Below are 18,429 nucleotides of genomic sequence, written 5' to 3' on the forward strand. Positions count from 1 at the left end.
TGACCGGTGACCGTGTCGGTAAAACGGCACCCTAAATGCCGCAAAATATTACTGCAAGGAGCCGCACATGAGCCTGCCGCGCCGGGTCGCCATCGTTGGTGGCAACCGTATTCCCTTCGCCCGCTCCAACAGCGCCTACGCCACCGCCAGCAACCAGGCCATGCTCACCAGCGCCCTGGAAGGCCTGGTCGAGCGCTACAACCTGCACGGCGAGCGTCTCGGTGAGGTGGTGGCCGGTGCCGTGCTCAAGCACTCGCGGGATTTCAACCTGACCCGTGAATGCGTACTCGGCTCGCGCCTGGCGCCGGAAACCCCCGCCTACGATCTGCAGCAGGCCTGCGGCACCGGCCTGGAGGCCGCCCTGTTGGTGGCCAACAAGATCGCCCTCGGGCAGATCGAGTGCGGTATCGCCGGGGGCGTGGATACCACCTCGGATGCGCCGATCGGCGTCAACGAAGGCCTGCGCAAGATCCTGTTACAGGCCAATCGTGCCAAGAGCACTGGCGACAAGCTCAAGACCCTGTTGCAGGTCCGCCCGCGGCATCTGGCGCCGTCGCTGCCGCGCAACGGTGAACCGCGCACGGGGCTCTCCATGGGCCAGCACTGTGAGCTGATGGCGCAGCACTGGGCCATCCCCCGTGACGAGCAGGACCAGCTGGCCGTGGAAAGCCATCGCAAGCTGGCCGCCGCCTACGCCGAGGGTTGGCAGGACGACCTGATGACGCCGTTCCTGGGCCTGACCCGCGACCAGAACCTGCGCCCCGATATCGACCTGGCCAAACTGGCGACCCTAAAACCGGTGTTCGAGAAAGGCCAGCGCGGTACCCTGACCGCCGCCAATTCCACGCCCCTGACCGACGGGGCTTCACTGGTGCTGCTCGCCAGCGAGGAGTGGGCCAAGGCCCGCGGCCTGCCGATTCTTGCCTACTGGCGGGACGGCGAGGCGGCAGCGGTGGATTTCGTCAAAGGTCAAGAAGGACTGCTGATGGCGCCAGTGTACGCCGTACCCCGGTTGCTGGCGCGCAACGGACTGACCCTGCAGGACTTCGACTATTACGAAATCCACGAGGCCTTCGCCGCCCAGGTGCTGTGCACGCTCAAGGCCTGGGAAGATGCCGACTATTGCCGCGAACGTCTCAACCTGGCGCAGCCGCTGGGCAGCATCGACCGCGCCAAACTCAACGTTAAAGGCAGCTCCCTGGCTGCCGGCCACCCGTTCGCCGCAACCGGCGGGCGCATCGTCGCCAACCTGGCCAAGTTGCTGTCGGTGGCGGGAGAGGGGCGCGGCCTGATTTCCATCTGCGCCGCGGGCGGGCAGGGCGTGACGGCGATTCTGGAACGCTGAGTTCTCGCCCGGCTCGAGCGAAGCGACACCCGGGGGAGCCCTGAGTATCGCTGCGCTCAACGCCAGGCTACAGCGCCTTGGTCTTGTCTGTTTCGGCTTCGGCCTGCAGTAGTGCCGCCTTGCGTGCCACGCCCCAGCGGTAGCCGCCCAGGCTGCCATCGACGGCGGTCACCCGGTGGCAGGGCACTAACAGGCCCAGCGGGTTGCTTGCACAGGCGCGGGCGACGGCTCGCGGGTGGCTGGCGAGTTCGGCAGCCAGTTGCCCATAGGTGCGTGTCTGCCCGACGGGAATGGCGCGCAGGGCCTGCCAGACGCGCTGTTGGAAGGCCGTGCCGCGCAGATCCAGCGGCAGCTTGGCGGCGCGCTCTGGCTCGTGCAGTTGCTGCAGTACCTCGTTTAACCAATCTTGCAGTTGCCCGTCATCGGCTTGCAGGCTGGCCGCCGGGAAACGTTGGCGCAGCTCGGCTTCCAGCGTATCCGTCGCATCGCCGAACAGCAGGGCGCACAGCCCTTTGTCGCTGCTGGCCAATAGCAGATGGCCGAGCGGGCAGGGCACCACGGCCACGCGAAGCATCTCGCCCTTCGAGCCCTGGCGCCGCCTTGCCAGGGCTACGCCGTCGGTTTGCTCATAAAGGCTGCGGGTATTGCTGTAGCCGGTGTCCAGCGCCGCTTCGAGTACCGATCGGGCGCCCGGCAGGTTGGCGGCCAGGCGTTCGCGCTGGCGGGCGCTGGCCCAGGCCCTGGGCGTCAGGCCGGTGCGCGCCTTGAAGGCGCGGGCCAGGTGCGAGGCGGACAAACCGATGCGCGCCGCCAGCGTTTCCAGTGTGAGCGGCTTGTCGGCCTTGTCGAGCAGACGGCAGGCCGCCGTTACCAGTTCGTCGAGCTGTTCGGCGGGGCTTGCACCCTGGGGCGTGCAGCGCTTGCAGGGTCGGTATCCCGCCGCTTCTGCCTGCGCCGGGCCGTCATGGAAACTGACGTTGTCACGGCGTGGTCGACGCGCCGGGCAACTGGGCCGGCAATAGATACCGGTCGAGCGCACGGCGAAGACGAATTGACCATCCTGGGCGGCGTCGCGCTCGCACACGGCTTGCCAACGGCGTTCTTCGGACATGTCGATCTCCTGTAACGGTATCTGGATTGTCGGTATCCGCCGGCGTGGGCGCCAGTGCCAATCGCGCTTTCAAAGCCGATCGTCCGGCGCATTTTCCCCATGGGCTGGGCGCTGCCCCAGGATTGCCGTATAAAAGGGCCGCATAGCCCACCGAGGACCCCAATAAAAGCTGATGAAGACGCCAAAACGCATTGAGCCCCTGGTCGAGGACGGCCTGGTGGACGAGGTGATTCGCCCTTTGATGAGCGGCAAGGAAGCAGCGGTCTACGTGGTGCGTTGCGGTTCCGAGTTGCGTTGTGCCAAGGTCTACAAGGAGGCCAACAAGCGCGGGTTCCGCCAGGCCGCCGAGTATCAGGAGGGCCGCAAGGTACGCAACAGCCGCGATGCCCGGGCCATGGCCAAGGGCTCCAAGCACGGGCGCAAGAACCAGGAGGAGAACTGGCAGAACGCCGAGGTGGCGGCCCTGTTTCGTCTGGCCAATGCCGGCGTGCGGGTGCCCAAGCCCTACGACTTCCTCGATGGCGTGCTGCTGATGGAGCTGGTCACCGATGGCGAGGGCGACGTGGCGCCGCGCCTCAATGATGTCGACCTGCACCCCGAGGACGCCCGCGAATTTCACGCCTTCATGATCGAAGAAATCGTCAAGATGCTGTGTGCCGGTCTGGTGCACGGCGACCTGTCGGAATTCAACGTGCTGCTTGGCCCGGAGGGCCCGGTGATTATCGACCTGCCCCAGGCGGTGGATGCGGCGGGCAACAACCACGCCTTCAAGATGCTCGAGCGTGACGTCGGCAACATGGCGGCCTACTTCGGCCAGTTTGCCCCGGAGCTCAAGTACAGCAAGTACGCCAAGGAAATGTGGGCGCTCTATGAAGAAGGCAAGCTGACGCCACAAAGCGTGCTTACTGGTGAATTCAAGGACTCGGAAGACGAAGCTGACGTCGACGCGGTGATGCGCGAGATCAAGGCCGCCCTGGCCGATGAAGCACGCCGCCAGGCTGCGCTGAATGCCGAAGACGAGCCCAAGGATCGCGAACCGCCACCACCGTGGGAGCGTTGACAGGCGACATGCTGTTACCTGGCGCCTAGCCGGCATTCTGCGGCTTTGGCTTCTAGGTGGAGGAAGCTGCCGGTGAGCGGAACACTTTTGTAGGAGCGGCTTTAGCCGCGAGCTCGTTGTTTGCCTTGATAAAAAGCTCGGGGCTAAAGCCCCTCCTACGCGTTACGCGAACGGCCGCTATTGCCTTGAAGTGACCATAGGCCTGGCGAGACGCCTCCAGCGCCGATCCGGACTTGCTCCCGAGTTCATGGGCAATGGCCGAGCGTAGTGAGGCGCGCTCTGCCTGCTCTGAAATGGTGAGCTTCGGCGTCGGTCGCCTCATATTGGTTCGTGACGGTCGCCGGCATTTCCTCTCATCAAAGGGCTGAAAGCCCCGTCCCTACTGTCCCTTCGGACATTCGAGAAGTCCTGGCATGCAACCTGCTATCGACCTTGTGCACCCATCAACAATGGGGCCTGTGAGCAGGCCATGACCTGACGCTCACCCCACATCACCGAATCCAAGGCAAAGACGCCTGAAGCTGACAACAGCTCCAGGCGTCTTTTTTTTGCGTTGCAGAAAACCGTGTTAGCGCAGCAGACAGAGGGCAGGCTATGAATTCCATCGTCACATCGATCAAGCGCGAGACCCTGATCGTCATCGGCAACGGCATGGTCGGCCACCACTGTATCGAGCAGTTGATCGCCAGTGGCGCGCTGCACCGTTATCAGGTGCACGTCTACGGCGAAGAGCTGCAGCGCGCCTATGACCGCGTACACCTGTCCGAATACTTCTCCGGCAAGGACGCCGAAGCCCTTGCCCTCGGCGAGGCCGATCTCTATGCCCGCAACGGCGTGCATCTGCACCTTGGTGAGCCGGTGCTGGAGATCGACCGGCAGAAGCGCGAAGTGGTCACCAGCCAGGGGCGTCGTGGCTACGACCGTCTGGTGCTGGCCACCGGGTCCTATCCGTTCGTGCCGCCGATCCCCGGTGCCGAAGGTAACTCGCGCCTGGTCTACCGCACCCTGGACGATCTCGACGGCATCCGCGCCGCCGCTGCGGGCGCGCGCCGCGGTGTGGTGGTCGGCGGCGGCTTGCTCGGCCTGGAGGCGGCCAATGCGCTGAAATCCCTTGGCCTGGAAGCTCATGTGGTGGAGTTCGCGCCACGCCTGATGCCGGTACAGCTGGATGTTGACGGTGGCGACGCACTGCGGGCGCGTATCGAGGCGTTGGGCGTGGGCGTGCATCTGTCACGCGCCACCCAGGAAATCGTCATCGGTGAGGAATACGCCTACCGTATGAATTTCAATGACGGTGAGTACCTGGAAACCGACCTGATCGTGTTCTCCGCCGGCATTCGCCCCCAGGACGCCCTGGGCCGCGCCGCCGGCCTGGACATCGCCCCGCGGGGCGGCGTGGTGGTCGATAACGACTGCCGCACCAGTGACCCGGCGATCCATGCCATCGGCGAATGCGCGTCCTGGAACGGCACGGTATTCGGCCTGGTGGCGCCCGGCTACAGCATGGCTCGCGCCGTGGCCGCGCAACTGGCCGGTGAGCCCCATGAACTGTTCACCGGCGCCGATATGTCGACCAAGCTCAAGCTGCTGGGCGTCGATGTCGGCTCCATCGGCGATGCCCACGGGGCCACGCCGGGCGCCAGGAGCTACCGCTACATCGACGAAGCCAACGCCAGCTACCGCCGCCTGGTGGTCTCGGCGGATGGCCAGCGGGTCATCGGCGCGGTGCTGGTCGGCGACAACAGCTATTACGACACCCTGCTGCAGTACGCTCAGAACGGCATCAAGCTGCCGGCCGATCCGTCGAGCCTGATCCTGCCGTTGTCCGACGGTGCGCCGACCCTGGGCGCCGATGCGTTGCCGGATACCGCGACCATCTGCTCCTGCCACAACGTCAGCAAGGGTGCGGTGTGCTGCCAGGTCGACGCGGGCATCACCGACCTCGGCGAGCTCAAAGCCATCACCAAGGCTGGCAGCGGTTGCGGCGGCTGCAGCGCGCTGCTCAAGCAGGTCTTCGAGCACGAGCTGAGCGCCCGCGGCGTGGCGGTCGACAAGAGCCTCTGCGAGCACTTCGCCCACACCCGCCAGGAGCTGTACGCCATCGTCCGCGTGGAGGGCGTGCTCAGTTTCGATGAACTGCTGGCCAAGCATGGCCGCGGCCACACCGGCTGCGACATCTGCAAGCCGGCGGTGGGCTCGATCCTCGCCTCGTGCTGGAACCAGCCGATCACCGACCCGGCGCTGATTCCGCTGCAGGACACCAACGACACCTTCATGGCCAACATGCAGAAGAACGGTACCTATTCGGTGGTGCCGCGCATTCCCGGCGGCGAGATCACCCCGGACGGCCTGCTGGCCATCGGCGCCGTGGCGAAGAAATACGACCTCTACACCAAGATCACCGGCGGACAGCGCATCGACCTGTTCGGCGCGCAATTGCATGAGTTGCCGGACATCTGGGGCGAATTGATCGCCGCCGGCTTCGAAACCGGCCACGCCTACGGCAAGTCGCTGCGCACCGTGAAGTCCTGCGTGGGCAGCACCTGGTGCCGCTACGGCGTACAGGACAGCGTCGGCATGGCGCTGCGCCTGGAGGACCGCTACAAGGGCCTGCGCGCGCCGCACAAGATCAAGTTCGCGGTCAGCGGCTGCACCCGCGAGTGCGCCGAAGCGCAGAGCAAGGACATCGGCGTGATCGCCACCGACAAAGGCTGGAACCTCTACGTGTGCGGCAACGGCGGCATGCGCCCGCGGCATGCCGAGCTGTTCGCCACCGACCTGGACGACGAGGCGCTGATCCGCACCATCGACCGCGTGCTGATGTTCTACATCCGCACTGCCGACAAGCTGCAGCGCACCTCGGTATGGCGCGAGTCGCTGGAGGGCGGACTGGATTACCTCAAGGCGGTGATCCTCGACGACAGCCTCAACCTGGCCGCTGAGCTGGAGGCGCAGATGCAACTGGTGGTCGACCGCTACGAATGCGAATGGGCGGGCGCCCTCAAGGACCCGGAGAAGCTCAAGCGCTTCCGCACCTTCGTCAACGACCGGCGCGCCGATCCGGACATCCATTTCGTCAAAGAGCGCGGTCAGCGTCGACCGATTACCGCCAGCGAACTCCACCTGATTCCCGTTACCGAGGAGGTGCTCTGATGAGCCAGCCCAACGCCGTGCGTGCCCAATCGCTTCCCGCCACCCAATGGCAACCGCTGTGCCGCAGCGCCGACCTAGTGGCCAACTCGGGTGTGGTGGCCTGGCTCGACGGGGCGCAGATCGCCCTGTTCCATCTACCCCACAGCGAAGCCGGCGAGCAGCTGTTCGCCGTGGAGAACCGCGACCCGAAATCCGGCGCCAACGTGATCGGCCGCGGCCTGATCGGCCAGATCAAGGGCGATCTAGTGATCGCCTCGCCGCTCTACAAGCAGCACTTCCGCCTGCGTGACGGCACCTGCCTGGAGTACCCGGAGCAGCGCCTGCGCGTGTGGCCGGTGCGTTTGAATGGCGACACCGTGGAAATTGGTCACGCAGGCTAGTGCGGCACGCGGCTCGTTTGCCTAAGTGATGGCGATACGTGAGCCTGCAGAAGGAGCGATGCGAGTCGATGACCGTTCTCTAGTTCGCTGTCATAGAGCCGTTTTCGCCGCGCTCTAGCGACTGGCCTGTTTGTCTCCAGCGCCCGTTATCAGCGGGATTGAGCCTGGTACCGCGTGCGAAATAACTTGTCGCAAATTGTCATATTGGTCGGTCTGACAAAAGCACAGAATGCGCCTTCTGTTCAGCCATAAAGTGCGTGATCGTGGACTATATCCTGCAATTGACGAGCGACCCCGCTGCCTGGGTCGCTTTGGCCACTCTGGTGGTCATGGAAGTGGTACTGGGCATCGACAACCTGATTTTCATCTCCATCCTCACCAACAAGCTGCCCGAGCATCAGCGTGCCAAGGCGCGCCGCCTCGGCATAGGCGCCGCGCTGATCCTGCGCCTTGCCCTGCTGGGCACCGTGGCGTGGATCGTCAAACTGGTCGACCCGGTGATCGAGTTGTTTGACCAAGCGTTCTCTTGGAAGGACATCATCCTGATCGCCGGTGGCCTGTTCCTGCTCTGGAAGGCTACCAAGGAAATCCACCACGCCATGGACCCGGAGCCGGAAGGCGACATGTTCGTCGGTCGCGCCGCCACGGTTGGCTTTGGCGCGGTGATCGTGCAGATCCTGTTGCTCGACCTGGTGTTCTCGGTAGATAGCATCATCACTGCCGTTGGCATGACGCCCCACGTGCCGATCATGGTGGTCGCCGTGATCGCCGCCGTCACCGTGATGCTGCTGGCCGCCGATCCGCTGGCGCGCTTCATCAACAACAACCCGACCGTGGTGATGCTGGCGCTGGGTTTCCTGATCATGATCGGCATGACCCTGATCGCCGAAGGTTTTGGCGCCCATGTGCCGAAAGGCTACCTGTATGCGGCGATGGCCTTCTCGGCGGTCATCGAAGGTCTGAACATGCTGTCGCGCCGTGCCAAGCGCAAGGCCGCCGCGCAAAGTAAAACGCCTTCCTGATGCGAACCTCGTGCGCCTGTTTTACAGGCGCACGAGGCGACATCCGCTATTTCCCTTCCACTCAGTTCACTGCCATGACCGTTCGGTTTTCAGGTGGTGGCGCTGTGCTATCTTTTTCGTCAGGCTTGGCTATTGCATCGGTGTGGCTCTGCGATTGCAGGGGCCGGTGCGGTGGAGTGTGACCGCCGTCACCAATCTCCACTCTGCTAAGCGGCCTGGTCGTCGTTTGGCCTGTCGCGGCAGGTCAGGCGCGGGTCTATGAATTAGAATCCGTCCTATTGTTGGCGTCGAAAAGCTGGCAGCCCAGGCTGCCCGCCGCGCCCCTATTAGCCGATAGCGCCGTTGCGCGTGAGGAGCGAGAGTTGATCAAACGTTGTATGCAGGCCCTGGTACTGAGCCTTGGCCTTGTCAGTCTCGCCAGCTGGGCGGAAATGGCACCACTGGAGGCCATGAACATGGCCGGCCTGCAGCGAAGCCTTGGGCAGATCATGGCCAAGGACTACATGATGATCGGCTCCGACGTGAAGGTCGACGACGCCACCAAGCAGCTCAACACCAGCGTCGCGCTGTTCGAGGATCACCACGCCAAGCTCAAGGCCCATCCGACCAACAGCGAAGTGCAGGCCGGCCTGGCCCAGGTCGAGGTGATCTGGACGGCCTACCGCGCCATGGTCACTGCCAAGCCGGACAAGGCCCAGGCGCCAGCCGTGCTGGCCAAGGCCGAGGAGCTGGTCAAGCAGACCCAGCACGTCACCGATCTGTTCGAGAAGCACAATGGCGACGCTGCTTCCCACTCGATCAACCGCAGTGGCTGGAACCGTGTGCTGACCCAGCGCACCGCGATGTTCTACATGGCCCGCGCCTGGGGCGTGCAGGCACCGAATCTGGATGCCAACTTCGACGCTTCGGTGAAGGAATTCGACGCCATCATGAAGGAGCTGCAGGCCGCTGGCGCGCCCAACGATGAAATCGCCGCCGCCCTGCGCAAGACCGACGCGCGCTGGCAGTTCGCGACCAAGGCCTTTGCATCCAAGGAGTTCGTGCCGACCATCGTGGCCGTCAACGCCGAGTCGATGTTCCGCCAGCTCAACGAAATGACCCGCCTGTATGCCGGACTTAAGGGCGACCAGCTCTGATCGCCTGGCTCGCCCCGCCACTGCGGGGCGAGCCACCTTCCTAGTCTTTAAGTCTCTGTACGCAGGTCTTTGAAAGCAGCCATCTTATTTCTTCTAGTGCTCCGCCCCCGGCGGATGGCCAAAGTGCGCCCGATAGGCATGGCTGAAGTTCGCGGGGCTGTTGTAGCCCAGGCGATAGGCGATCTGCGCTACCTGCCATTTGCGCTGGCGCAGCAGCGTGCGAGCCAGCTCCATGCGCTGCTGGCGCACATACTGCAGCATCGATTGCCCGAACACCTGGCCAAACGCGCGGCGCAGGGTGGTTTCACCCACCCCCAGTTGCTGAGCCAGCGCCTGGCTGCCCGGCGGTTGTTCCAGGCTGGCGTCGAGCAGGCGGCGTGCCTCGAAGGCCAGGTCGCGCTGGCCACGCACCGGTTGCGGCGCGCTGCTCGCACGGCCCTTGAAGTGCGCGGCCAGTTCCACCAGCACCGCCAGGCTCAGGCTCTCCTGATGCAGGCGCTCCAGGGTGCCGTGATACGGCGACTGATACAGGCGCTGCAGCAAACCGCCCAGGGCCTTGCAGTGCTGCAGCTCGCTGAAGCGGATGCCGTCGTCGAGCAGGCCGAGCAGCGGTTGCAGGTCGGGGTCTTCTTCAGCCAGCTCATGCAGATAGTCGCCGGCGATGCGCAAGCCGGCCATGCGCGCGTGGCTGCCGGCCGGCAACTGGTCGATGGCCTCCATGGTTTCGCTGACGCCGAGCATGTGCGGCATACCGGGCGTGTAGCGGTGTAAGTGACCGTCGACACGATGCTCCCATCCGCCGTCGAGCACCTGGACGATGCACAGGCTGCCCGGCAGCACCTTGTCGATGCGCAGCGGCTCGGGAAACTGCAGGTCGCAATCGAAGTACTGCAGATGCGGGCGCACGGTGCGGGCACGGTAATGCCCGATGGCGCTGCCCATCACCCGCGGTGTGCTGGCGTCGAACACGCCCGCCTTGGCCAGGGCGGCGGGCTGCTCGAAGCAGAATTGCGTATCCAGGTAGGGCGTCCAGCGTTGCATCGGGAGGGTGCATCCTAAGGGTGGCGGTTGACACACTTTGACATCTTACTGCGACCGATCTTCGACCGTCAGTCATTGTGATCGAGCGATTTATTGTTGTGCGCCGCGGCAGTGCGGCTAGGCACGCTGCACCACGTTGAGTTGAATGGCCGATTTCAACGGGAGTAGATGCATGAAGATTTTCGCAAGAAGTACCGCATTGCTGGCCATGCTGCTGGCGCTCGCCAGCGGTCTTGTACAGGCCGAGGAGCGCCCGGAAGTGGCACCCAAGGTGGTGGCATTTGCCGGCGAGCAGGGCGTGAAGGTGTGGACGCTGCGCATCGGTGCACGCAGCGAAAATCAGGCGCTGGTCCAGGTCGAAGGCGTGGACCACGATTGGGACATGCGCATCCAGCGTATGGATGTGGAAAAGAATGCCGATGACACGCGCTACAGCACCCAGGTCGATGGCAAGAAGTTCGTGGTGCTGCTGGTGCGCAACGGCTGGGGCGAGTTGTACCTGCCCGGTGAAGCCAAACCGATGATGGTCGGCTACGACAACGGCCTGTCGGAGCAGGGCAATGCCCAGGCTTTCCTCACCGACTATTTGCAGGCCAAGTAAGGCGTAGACGGCAGAGTATTGAGCGGGCGGCTGATTGTTGTGAGTGCCAGCCGCTGCGCTGCCCAGGCTGTCTTACGGACCGGATAATCCGCGCATCATTTCTATGCGAGGATTTTTCCGATGAACCAGCCTCTGTCAACGCGCTTCTCCGACGACGGCGTGATGTACCCGCGTGGTGCCCAGCGTGACGCCGTGATCGCCGAGCTGACCCAGGTCATCGAGCGGGTTCCCGAGCAGATGGAGTTCACCAACACCAGGCGCTACTGGGTGCTCGGCCCGGTGCTGACCCTGGGCGCGCTGGGCATCCTGTGGAGCGGCTTCAGTTTCGGCAAGACCGGCCTGGTGATTTGCGGTGGCTTCATGACGCTGTTTTTCATGTTGCTCACCTGGCAGCACCGCAACGCCGGCCGCGAGGTGTTCATGCGCCTGACCCGCCGCGAGCTGCATCACACTGCGCTCAGTGGCCCCGTCGACCTGACCAAGGTGGTCGACGTATTCGTCAAGGACGAAGGCTTGCTGACCCTGCAGAAACTGACCCTGAGCGACACCGCCTCGCTGCCGACCCACCGCCCGGTGTCGGTGCTGTTCGGCAACCAGGCGATGGCGCTGAAAAAGCCTCAGCCCCATGTGCGCATCCATTCCGCCGGCGTTGTCACTGGCGGCAGCAAGCTCGATATCGATGACCTGCACGCCCTGCTGACCGCCTACGTGCAGGCTGCCCTGGCCCAGCAGCAGCTCGATGCCCTGAAACAGCATGGATGATGCCAGCCGCGCGGCGCTGCTCAGCGAGCTGCAGGCTCAGGCCGACGGCCCGCAGCAGCGTCACGAAATCCACGAGCGTGCCTCCGGGCAGGCACTGTGCAGCGCCCTGGGGGCCGCGCTACTGCTGTTCGTCGGCGGCTGGCTGGTCAGCCTGCCGAGCATCATCCACATGCGTTCGGCGCAATGGCTATGCTGGGTGCCCGGCGCCTTGCTGCTGGCGGCTGGCCTGGCGCTGCTGGCCTGCGCCGAGGCATTCAGCCGCCGTAATGGCCGCCGAGCCATGCTGCTGACTGCCGACGGCGTGCAATTTGCCAACGCCCGTGAGGCAACGCCCTGGGACTGCTTCGATGCCTTCGAGATCGAGCAGCATCACCTGAGCACGGCGCTGGTGTTCTCGGTGATGGCCGGTCAGCGCGTGCAGGGGCTCACGGCGCCAGGCTTCAAATCGCTGGCCGCGCCGGATGCACGCTCGGTCGCCGCGGGCATGCGCCTGCGGCTGTGGCTGTTCAACCCGATGCTCGACGGCCGCCGTCTGGATATCGAGGCGCTGACCGACCTGCTCTATGCGTACCTGCAAGCGGCCCAGGCGCGGCGTACCCTGGGCAAGCTGTTCCCAGAGATTCAGCGCCTCTCGGCGGTGCGCCACAGCACTGGCCAGTAGGTCGAATCCAGGCCGAGGCAGGTGCCCAGCATGCTGGCGTGGAGCGGCACGAAGCCCTGGCCGTCGTAGCGCCAGCGCTGGGTAAAGCCGCAGCCACCCATGCCCATGGCCAGCGTGAAGCTGCTCAGCTCACCGCTGGCCGGGTCGAATTCGACGCTGCCGCTGGGTGGCAATTCCTCGAAGACCGGTATTTCCGGGATGCTCGCCTGGCGCGCCTGCTGGGGTTGATCGAGAGGCGCCTGGTACAGGCTGTAAGCGCAGTTGTAGGCGCCGCATTCGGTCTTGAGGATGACCAGCGCTTCGCGGTCACTTAGTGCGAAGGCCTGGCCTTCGGGCAGGCCAGCCTCGACCATGTCCTTTTCCCAGTCGCTGCGCGTCGCCTCGCGCACCGCGTCCAGCACGCGCTTGCTGTCGGCCTCGCTCAACGGCTTGGGTGCTTGCCAGGTTGGCGCCTGCGGCGCGGCGGGGGCGGGCGGCACGCTGCTCGCCGGGTTGCTGCCCTTGCGCAGCAGGGCCGTGGTGGTGCCCAGGCGGCCCTGCACCGAATCCATCAGCAGCAGAGCGGCGCTCATGCCGCTAAGCGAAGTCACCGCCTCGCCTTCCTCGGTGGGCAACACCAGGCGCTGGCCATTACGCAGCTCGGCGATCAGCGCCTGAGCATCGGCGCCCTCTACGCTGTACACCTCCGGCACCGAACCTTCGGTCAGTTGGCCCGGCTGCAGCTTCACCTTCAGCGGTTTGCCATCGAGCAGCGGCTGGCCGCTGGCCTTGTTGTAACTGAACAGGCCGACATGCAGGGCGCCTTCGGGGCCGGCTTCACGGCTCACGCTCAGGCTCCAGGTGGGCAAAGTCTGCACATCTTGCTCGGTGGCGTTGGACAGTGCTGTGCACTGGCGCGTGTTGTCACAGGCCACCAGCCAGTCCTTGAGATTGCTGTACAGCGGCACCTGCTCGGCGGCGCCGGCGCTACCGGCAGCCAGGGCGACGAGCAGGGCGAGGGCGCGACGAATCATGGGCGAACCTGCGCAAGGAAAAGTGCCATTAGGGCAGGTTTGTTGGGCTACGCCTATGGGGCGGTCGCGGTGCACAACAGATTGCTGGCTTACCACACGAAGCAGAGAGGCGTGGCCGCCCCTTGCGCGCTCTGGCTTGGTAGGTGCTCGACGACTGTTCTGCTTTCAATCATCTGGTGTTTGCTACAACACTGATCCGAAGTCAGGCGTATCCACGTCACGAGTCGAAAGGAGATAGCAAATGAGTACGCGCATCGAGAGGAAGGCTAACCCCGGAGAGGAAGATCGTTCTGCCGTTCTCCGCCCGTTGCGAGCTTACAACATGGCCCAGGCTGGTGATCCGAAGCCTGAGGCCATCGCCTTACTAGTGCGCAGCGAGGACAGTGACGAGGTGATTGGCGGACTTTATGGAGAGATATTCTATCGATGGTTATTCATCGAGTTGCTCGCCATACCGGATCAAGCGCGAGGCCAGGGGATTGGATCACAGCTGATGAACATGGCTGAAGAAGTGGCGCGCGAGAAAGGTTGCACGGGAATCTGGCTCGACACCTTCAGCTTTCAGGCGCCCGACTTTTACAGGAAGCACGGGTACAGCCAATTCGGTGAACTGGATGTTTATCCGGCAGAGCACAAGCGTCTGTTTTTTCAGAAGCGTTTGCAGTGAAGCTCTGCCGGGAAATGTTATTCGCGTCAGCGGAGCATCCCGGTACAGCCTGATGAAGGAGCTGGTCAAAAGCAAAAATGGCGGGACTTTTAGTCCCGCCATTTTCTGTAATCAGCGTTTTTCCTGAATTAGAAATCGACCGTCGCGCTGACCGAAAGCGTGCGTGGCTCACCAAGCGTCAGGTAGTTGGATCCTGGATAGCCGCCGGTGGACGCCCAGTAGTCACGGCCGGTGACGTTATCCAGGCGGGCGCGCAAGGTTACGTCGCGCTCGTCGAGCTTGAAGCCATAACGTGCACCGATATCCAGCCGGGTCCACGATGGAATTTCCAGGCTGTTGGCGTTGTTGGTGTATTGGCTATCGGTGTAGGTCACGCGGCTGTTGAGCGACAGACCGTTGAAGCCCGATACGTCCCACTCACCGCCGATATTGGCCTGGACTTTGGGAACGCCGATGGGTTCGTTGCCGTCGTTTGCTCCATCTTGGGTCTTGGTCAGCTCCGCATCCAGCAGCGTGAAACCGCCCAGCAGGCGGACGCCTTGAACGGGCTCGCCGAAAACCGAGAGCTCGATGCCGCGGTTACGCTGCTCGCCACCGTCCTTGAAGATCTGGTTTTCGACGATGCCGACCGGTTTCTCGGTCTGGAATACCGCGATGCTGCCGCCCACGAAGCCGCCGTCGTATTTCACGCCGAGCTCGGTTTGTTTTGCGACGTAAGGGGCCAGAGCTTCGCCTGCGTTGAGGATCGGTGCAGATGTTCCATCGGGTAAGGTAGTGGTTGAGCCGGCGGTATCGCCTGCGGTCAAACCTTCGATGTAGTTACCGTAAACCGATACCTGCTCGTTGAGCTGGTATACGACTCCCGCAACAGGCGTGGTTTCGTACTCTTTGTACTTCGAGGTGCGATTGCCGCTGTTGTAGTCGTACGCAGTTACGTCCAATCCCTGGCGACGAGCCCCGAGGGTGACCAGCAACTGGTTATCGAAGAAGCCGAGCGTGTCGGCGATCGCCAGGCTTTGCGTGTGCGTTCGGCCAGTGATGTGGGGATCGGACATCGAACCGCTGAATGAATTGTTGTCTGGTTTCACGCCGTCAAATGGGTTGTAGATGTCGCCAGCAATAGGGCTACTGAAGTTGCCTTGCCAGGCGTTCTTGTCCTTGGTGTCGTACATGGCACCTGAAACGACCCATTCGTGGGATACCGGCCCAGTCTGCAGATTGAAACGCATACCCACCTCGCCGGTGGTTACGGTTTCCTCACGGTAATTGTCGAAGCGAGAGGCCGTTGTGACGCCGGCGGCATTCGACGATGGGTTGGCAAGTACGTTCTTTTCCTCACCTTTGCGCATGCCCGCGGCTGCCCAGGTGGTGACGGCGTCAGACAGGTCATATTCCGCGCGGAAGGTGCCGAACGTCTGTTTCTCTTTCGAGTAAGTCCAAGGTTGTCCGTAGTTTTCCTTCGCGTCTGGGGCGTTGGGGATGCTGCCGGTGGGTGTGACGCTCGGCAGTGGTCTATCGATGAAGTGGTATTGATGGCCAATATCGGCAGACAGGCGCAGGCGATCGCCCTGGTAATCGAGCCCCAGAGCAAACATGTCCAGGGTGCGATCCTGGTCTTTCACTGATGTCTCGCCATCGCGCTTGGCCATGTTCACGCGGACGCCGAAGCGGTCTTCCTCTCCGAAGCGGCGAGCGACATCTGCGCTGACGGTGCCGAAGCCGTTTGTCTCCGCACCCACGGTCAGTCGAGTCAGCGGATCGTTTGGCGCGCGCTTGGGCAGAATATTGATTGCGCCACCGATGCCGGTTCCGCCGGGTGCAGCGCCGTTGAGAAAGGCATTGGCACCGCGGAATACCTCGACGCGCTCGATGAACTCGGAGGCCACGTACTGGCGCGGCAGCAGACCGTACAAGCCGTTGTAGGAAATATCATCTGAATAGAGCGGGAAGCCCCGTACGACGTAAAGCTCCTGGAAGTTGCCGAAGCCGCGAGCGATTCGCACGGATGGATCGTTCTGCAGGATATCCGCCACGCTGTGCGCCTGCTGATCTTGAATCAGCTGATTGGTATAGGAGGTGGAGGTGAAAGGGGTCTCCATGTAGTCCTTGTTGCCAAGAATCCCTACTCGACCGCCGCGGGCGACCTGGCCACCCTCGAATTCAGGCACCAGACCTTCACGCGATGCATCGGCGCTGGCAGAAATGGCCGTTTCCTCAAGCTCCAGGACGTTTTCCGGCACGTCATCGGCTTCAGCTGACTGTGCTTCCTGCGGGGAAATTTCTAGCGTGGTTTGCGCGTAGACCGCTGCCGAAGAAAAGCTGGCCGCGAAGCACACAGGCAGCCATAGGGAGGTCAGTACGGTTTTGGTTGGCGCACGATGGATAGGCATGAGCAATCCTGCTGATCGCATGATCGAAGGGAATAGGGTTGGTAAAGATAGAGGTGTGGCGAATAATAATCTATATCATCTTCAGGCTTTATGGATACAGATTCTCTAGAGCGCTTGGTTACCACCGCTGCGGACCCTGCAGCCACGCAGCCTCCTTTCACGACCGCTCACCCCACTCCAAGAAACCAAGCAGGTGCTCGACCACGAAGTCAGGCGCTTCTTCTGGGATGTAGTGCCCGCACGGGGCGATCACGCCTGTCACGTTGTCGGCCACCTCGCGGGCCATGCTCTCCATCATGCTGCCCAGTGCCGCCTCGCCGCCCATGGCCAGCACCGGCATCTTCAGGCGCGTGCGCGCATGCTCGTGGTTTTGCGCCATGCTTTCGAACAGCGCCCGGTAGTAGGCGGCTGCGGCACGCCAGCCACCCGGCGCGCTATAGCAGCGCACGTATTCGGCCAGCGCCTGGGGTTCGAGCCAGCCGCTGCCCGCTCCCTTGGCATGGAAGAGCCAGCTGAGAAAGGTGTGTTCGCGGCCGCTGATCAGCGCTTCAGGCAGGTCTGGTTGGGCGAGGAAATAGAAGTGCCAGTTCTTGCTGATGCGTGTCGACTCGAAAGCGTACATCTGCTCTGGCGCGAAGCCGGGCACGGTGGCGTCCAGCAAAGCGAGCCGGCGAACCTGCTGCGGAAACAGGCTGGCGTAGGCATAGCCGATCCACACGCCCACGTCGTGGCCCACGAAGTCGAAGCGCTCCCAACCCAGGGCCTGGGTCAGTTCATGCAGGCGCCTGGCCACGCTGTCGGTGTCATAGCCGCCATAGGGCTTGTCCGAGTCGCCGAGCCCGGGCGGGTCCACGGCGACGACCGTGTAGTGTTCGGCAAGCGCAACCATGGTCTTGCGCCAGGCATACCAGGTCTGCGGCCAGCCGGGTACCAGCAGCATGGGGGTGCCCTGGCCGCCGATCACGTAGTGCAGACGCTCGCCTGGCGCGCCTTGCATGCGGTGCTCGAAGGTCGCAGCGAAAGTCGTTTCATCGTAGGTCGTGTGGTTCATGGGCAATTTCTCGTGGTGTTGTATGCCTATCCTAGGGCGCAGTGCTCGGCAGAAAATTGGCAGTGGCGTAACATCACTCATAACGGTGGATGATGAGTGGGTGAAAAACCTATGGATCTGGATCTCAAGACGCTGGGCATCTTCGTCGAGGTGGCCGAGCGTAAGAGCTTTGTACGGGCGGCCGAGGCGTTGGGGATTACCCAGGCCGGTGTGAGCAATGCCATCAAGCGCCTGGAGGCCCAGGTGGACACGGCACTGCTGGTACGTACCACGCGCAGCGTCAATCTGACGGTCGATGGCGAGGCGTTCTTCCATCGTTGCCGGCAGGTGCTGGCCGATCTCAACGACGCCAGACTGGTGCTATGCCGGGCGGGGCGACAGCCGACGGGCACCCTGCGGCTCAGCCTGCCGGTATCCTTCGGGCGTAACCGGGTAGTGCCGCTTCTGGGCGAGTTTCAGGCGCGCTATCCGCAGGTCGATCTGGCGGTCTCGATCACCGACCGCTACGTCAATCTGGTGGATGAAGGTATGGACGTGGCCATTCGCTTCGGCCCGCTGGAAGATTCCAGCCTGATCGCCCGGCCGCTGCTTCAGGTGCGCCGTCGCGTGGTGGGCACACCCGGCTACTTCGCCAGGTATGGTGTGCCCGAATCGCCGGACGATCTGGCGCAGCACAATTGCCTGGCGCTGACCTATCACGAAACCGGGCGCTCACGTGCCTGGGCTTTCCAGGCGGCGGGTGAGCCGCGCGCTTTCCAGCCCAGAGGTTCGTTGACCTTCAACGATGGCCTGGCTCTGCATACCGCAGCGTTGGCCGGCTTCGGCCTTGGGCAGATTCACGACTATCACGTGAAAGGCGAAATCGACGCTGGCCGGCTGGTACCGGTTCTAGATACCTGGGAGCCGGCAGCGGATGTGATATCCATCATCTATCCGCAGTCCCGGCACCTGTCGCCGCGGGTTCGCGCCTTCGTTGACTTCATGGTCGAGGCGCTGGCCAGCGAGCGCGGCTGAGATCGTAGCGGCTATGCTCAAG

16 protein-coding genes are annotated in these 18,429 nt (G+C 63.4%); 11 read left to right on the forward strand and 5 right to left on the reverse strand.

What is annotated here, in order from left to right:
• Nucleotides 1-67: 67 nt before the first annotated feature.
• Nucleotides 68-1,345: an acetyl-CoA C-acetyltransferase gene (locus FB481_RS06785; RefSeq protein WP_093500153.1), complete on the forward strand. Its 1,278-nt coding sequence runs from the start codon at nt 68-70 to the stop codon at nt 1,343-1,345.
• A 67-nt stretch (nt 1,346-1,412) separates the two neighbouring features.
• Here the strand turns inward: FB481_RS06785 and ada are convergent, their stop codons facing one another.
• The gene (ada, locus tag FB481_RS06790; protein ID WP_147175625.1) at nt 1,413-2,456 is read right to left on the reverse strand and encodes a bifunctional DNA-binding transcriptional regulator/O6-methylguanine-DNA methyltransferase Ada; all 1,044 of its coding nucleotides are present in this window, start codon (nt 2,454-2,456) and stop codon (nt 1,413-1,415) included.
• 172 nt (nt 2,457-2,628) lie between these two features.
• Here ada and FB481_RS06795 point away from each other — a divergent pair, with 172 nt between their 5' ends.
• From FB481_RS06795 to FB481_RS06815, 5 genes are all read left to right on the forward strand, one after another.
• Complete coding sequence (locus FB481_RS06795) at nt 2,629-3,516, forward strand: PA4780 family RIO1-like protein kinase (RefSeq protein ID WP_093500150.1); 888 nt, start codon at nt 2,629-2,631, stop codon at nt 3,514-3,516.
• A 594-nt stretch (nt 3,517-4,110) separates the two neighbouring features.
• Nucleotides 4,111-6,669, forward strand: coding sequence for a nitrite reductase large subunit NirB (nirB, locus tag FB481_RS06800; RefSeq protein ID WP_147175626.1), 2,559 nt, complete (start codon nt 4,111-4,113; stop codon nt 6,667-6,669).
• Complete coding sequence (nirD, locus tag FB481_RS06805) at nt 6,669-7,049, forward strand: nitrite reductase small subunit NirD (RefSeq protein WP_147175627.1); 381 nt, start codon at nt 6,669-6,671, stop codon at nt 7,047-7,049. The genes nirB and nirD overlap by 1 nt, the downstream gene beginning before the upstream one ends.
• Before the next feature lie 263 nt (nt 7,050-7,312).
• Nucleotides 7,313-8,071: a TerC family protein gene (locus FB481_RS06810; protein ID WP_147175628.1), complete on the forward strand. Its 759-nt coding sequence runs from the start codon at nt 7,313-7,315 to the stop codon at nt 8,069-8,071.
• 362 nt (nt 8,072-8,433) lie between these two features.
• Nucleotides 8,434-9,207 carry a type IV pili methyl-accepting chemotaxis transducer N-terminal domain-containing protein gene (locus FB481_RS06815; RefSeq protein WP_093500144.1) on the forward strand — a complete coding sequence of 258 codons (774 nt, stop codon included), beginning with the start codon at nt 8,434-8,436 and terminating at the stop codon, nt 9,205-9,207.
• Nucleotides 9,208-9,300: 93 nt separating this feature from the next.
• Here the strand turns inward: FB481_RS06815 and FB481_RS06820 are convergent, their stop codons facing one another.
• Nucleotides 9,301-10,248: an AraC family transcriptional regulator gene (locus FB481_RS06820; protein ID WP_093500142.1), complete on the reverse strand. Its 948-nt coding sequence runs from the start codon at nt 10,246-10,248 to the stop codon at nt 9,301-9,303.
• A gap of 172 nt (nt 10,249-10,420) precedes the next feature.
• Between FB481_RS06820 and FB481_RS06825 the strand changes: the two genes are divergently transcribed.
• The 3 genes from FB481_RS06825 to FB481_RS06835 all read left to right on the forward strand — a co-directional run bounded on the left by FB481_RS06825 (nt 10,421) and on the right by FB481_RS06835 (nt 12,272).
• Nucleotides 10,421-10,849: a hypothetical protein gene (locus FB481_RS06825; RefSeq protein ID WP_093500140.1), complete on the forward strand. Its 429-nt coding sequence runs from the start codon at nt 10,421-10,423 to the stop codon at nt 10,847-10,849.
• A 120-nt stretch (nt 10,850-10,969) separates the two neighbouring features.
• On the forward strand, nt 10,970-11,611 hold the full coding sequence (locus FB481_RS06830) for a hypothetical protein (protein ID WP_147175629.1): 642 nt from the start codon (nt 10,970-10,972) through the stop codon (nt 11,609-11,611).
• A complete protein-coding gene (locus FB481_RS06835) occupies nt 11,604-12,272 on the forward strand; it encodes a hypothetical protein (protein WP_147175630.1) in 669 nt (222 codons plus the stop codon). The genes FB481_RS06830 and FB481_RS06835 overlap by 8 nt, the downstream gene beginning before the upstream one ends.
• On the opposite strand, the gene FB481_RS06840 is transcribed toward FB481_RS06835, so the two are convergent.
• The gene (locus FB481_RS06840; protein WP_147175631.1) at nt 12,233-13,285 is read right to left on the reverse strand and encodes a DUF1176 domain-containing protein; all 1,053 of its coding nucleotides are present in this window, start codon (nt 13,283-13,285) and stop codon (nt 12,233-12,235) included. The genes FB481_RS06835 and FB481_RS06840 overlap by 40 nt on opposite strands.
• Nucleotides 13,286-13,526: 241 nt before the next feature.
• Here FB481_RS06840 and FB481_RS06845 point away from each other — a divergent pair, with 241 nt between their 5' ends.
• Nucleotides 13,527-13,952, forward strand: coding sequence for an N-acetyltransferase (locus tag FB481_RS06845; RefSeq protein WP_093500132.1), 426 nt, complete (start codon nt 13,527-13,529; stop codon nt 13,950-13,952).
• Nucleotides 13,953-14,080: 128 nt separating this feature from the next.
• On the opposite strand, the gene FB481_RS06850 is transcribed toward FB481_RS06845, so the two are convergent.
• Together FB481_RS06850 and FB481_RS06855 are read right to left on the reverse strand one after the other, a co-directional pair.
• Nucleotides 14,081-16,342, reverse strand: coding sequence for a TonB-dependent siderophore receptor (locus tag FB481_RS06850; RefSeq protein WP_147175632.1), 2,262 nt, complete (start codon nt 16,340-16,342; stop codon nt 14,081-14,083).
• Nucleotides 16,343-16,499: 157 nt separating this feature from the next.
• Nucleotides 16,500-17,393 (reverse strand): alpha/beta fold hydrolase, encoded by an 894-nt coding sequence (locus FB481_RS06855; protein WP_218571895.1) that lies wholly within the window; start codon nt 17,391-17,393, stop codon nt 16,500-16,502.
• Nucleotides 17,394-17,504: 111 nt separating this feature from the next.
• Here FB481_RS06855 and FB481_RS06860 point away from each other — a divergent pair, with 111 nt between their 5' ends.
• A complete protein-coding gene (locus FB481_RS06860) occupies nt 17,505-18,407 on the forward strand; it encodes a LysR family transcriptional regulator (protein ID WP_147175633.1) in 903 nt (300 codons plus the stop codon).
• Nucleotides 18,408-18,429 lie beyond the last annotated feature (22 nt).

This window comes from Pseudomonas sp. AG1028 (assembly GCF_007993955.1).
GTDB lineage: Bacteria > Pseudomonadota > Gammaproteobacteria > Pseudomonadales > Pseudomonadaceae > Aquipseudomonas > Aquipseudomonas straminea.

Coding starts and splice junctions, on each gene's coding strand:
- FB481_RS06785 (WP_093500153.1), top strand. CDS start 68: ATGAGCCTGCCGCGCCGGGTCGCCATCGTTGGTGGCAACCGTATTCCC.
- FB481_RS06825 (WP_093500140.1), top strand. CDS start 10,421: ATGAAGATTTTCGCAAGAAGTACCGCATTGCTGGCCATGCTGCTGGCG.
- FB481_RS06820 (WP_093500142.1), bottom strand. CDS start 10,248: ATGCAACGCTGGACGCCCTACCTGGATACGCAATTCTGCTTCGAGCAG.
- FB481_RS06835 (WP_147175630.1), top strand. CDS start 11,604: ATGGATGATGCCAGCCGCGCGGCGCTGCTCAGCGAGCTGCAGGCTCAG.
- ada (WP_147175625.1), bottom strand. CDS start 2,456: ATGTCCGAAGAACGCCGTTGGCAAGCCGTGTGCGAGCGCGACGCCGCC.
- FB481_RS06840 (WP_147175631.1), bottom strand. CDS start 13,285: ATGATTCGTCGCGCCCTCGCCCTGCTCGTCGCCCTGGCTGCCGGTAGC.
- FB481_RS06850 (WP_147175632.1), bottom strand. CDS start 16,342: ATGCCTATCCATCGTGCGCCAACCAAAACCGTACTGACCTCCCTATGG.
- nirD (WP_147175627.1), top strand. CDS start 6,669: ATGAGCCAGCCCAACGCCGTGCGTGCCCAATCGCTTCCCGCCACCCAA.
- FB481_RS06845 (WP_093500132.1), top strand. CDS start 13,527: ATGAGTACGCGCATCGAGAGGAAGGCTAACCCCGGAGAGGAAGATCGT.
- FB481_RS06860 (WP_147175633.1), top strand. CDS start 17,505: ATGGATCTGGATCTCAAGACGCTGGGCATCTTCGTCGAGGTGGCCGAG.
- FB481_RS06830 (WP_147175629.1), top strand. CDS start 10,970: ATGAACCAGCCTCTGTCAACGCGCTTCTCCGACGACGGCGTGATGTAC.
- FB481_RS06795 (WP_093500150.1), top strand. CDS start 2,629: ATGAAGACGCCAAAACGCATTGAGCCCCTGGTCGAGGACGGCCTGGTG.
- FB481_RS06855 (WP_218571895.1), bottom strand. CDS start 17,393: ATGAACCACACGACCTACGATGAAACGACTTTCGCTGCGACCTTCGAG.
- nirB (WP_147175626.1), top strand. CDS start 4,111: ATGAATTCCATCGTCACATCGATCAAGCGCGAGACCCTGATCGTCATC.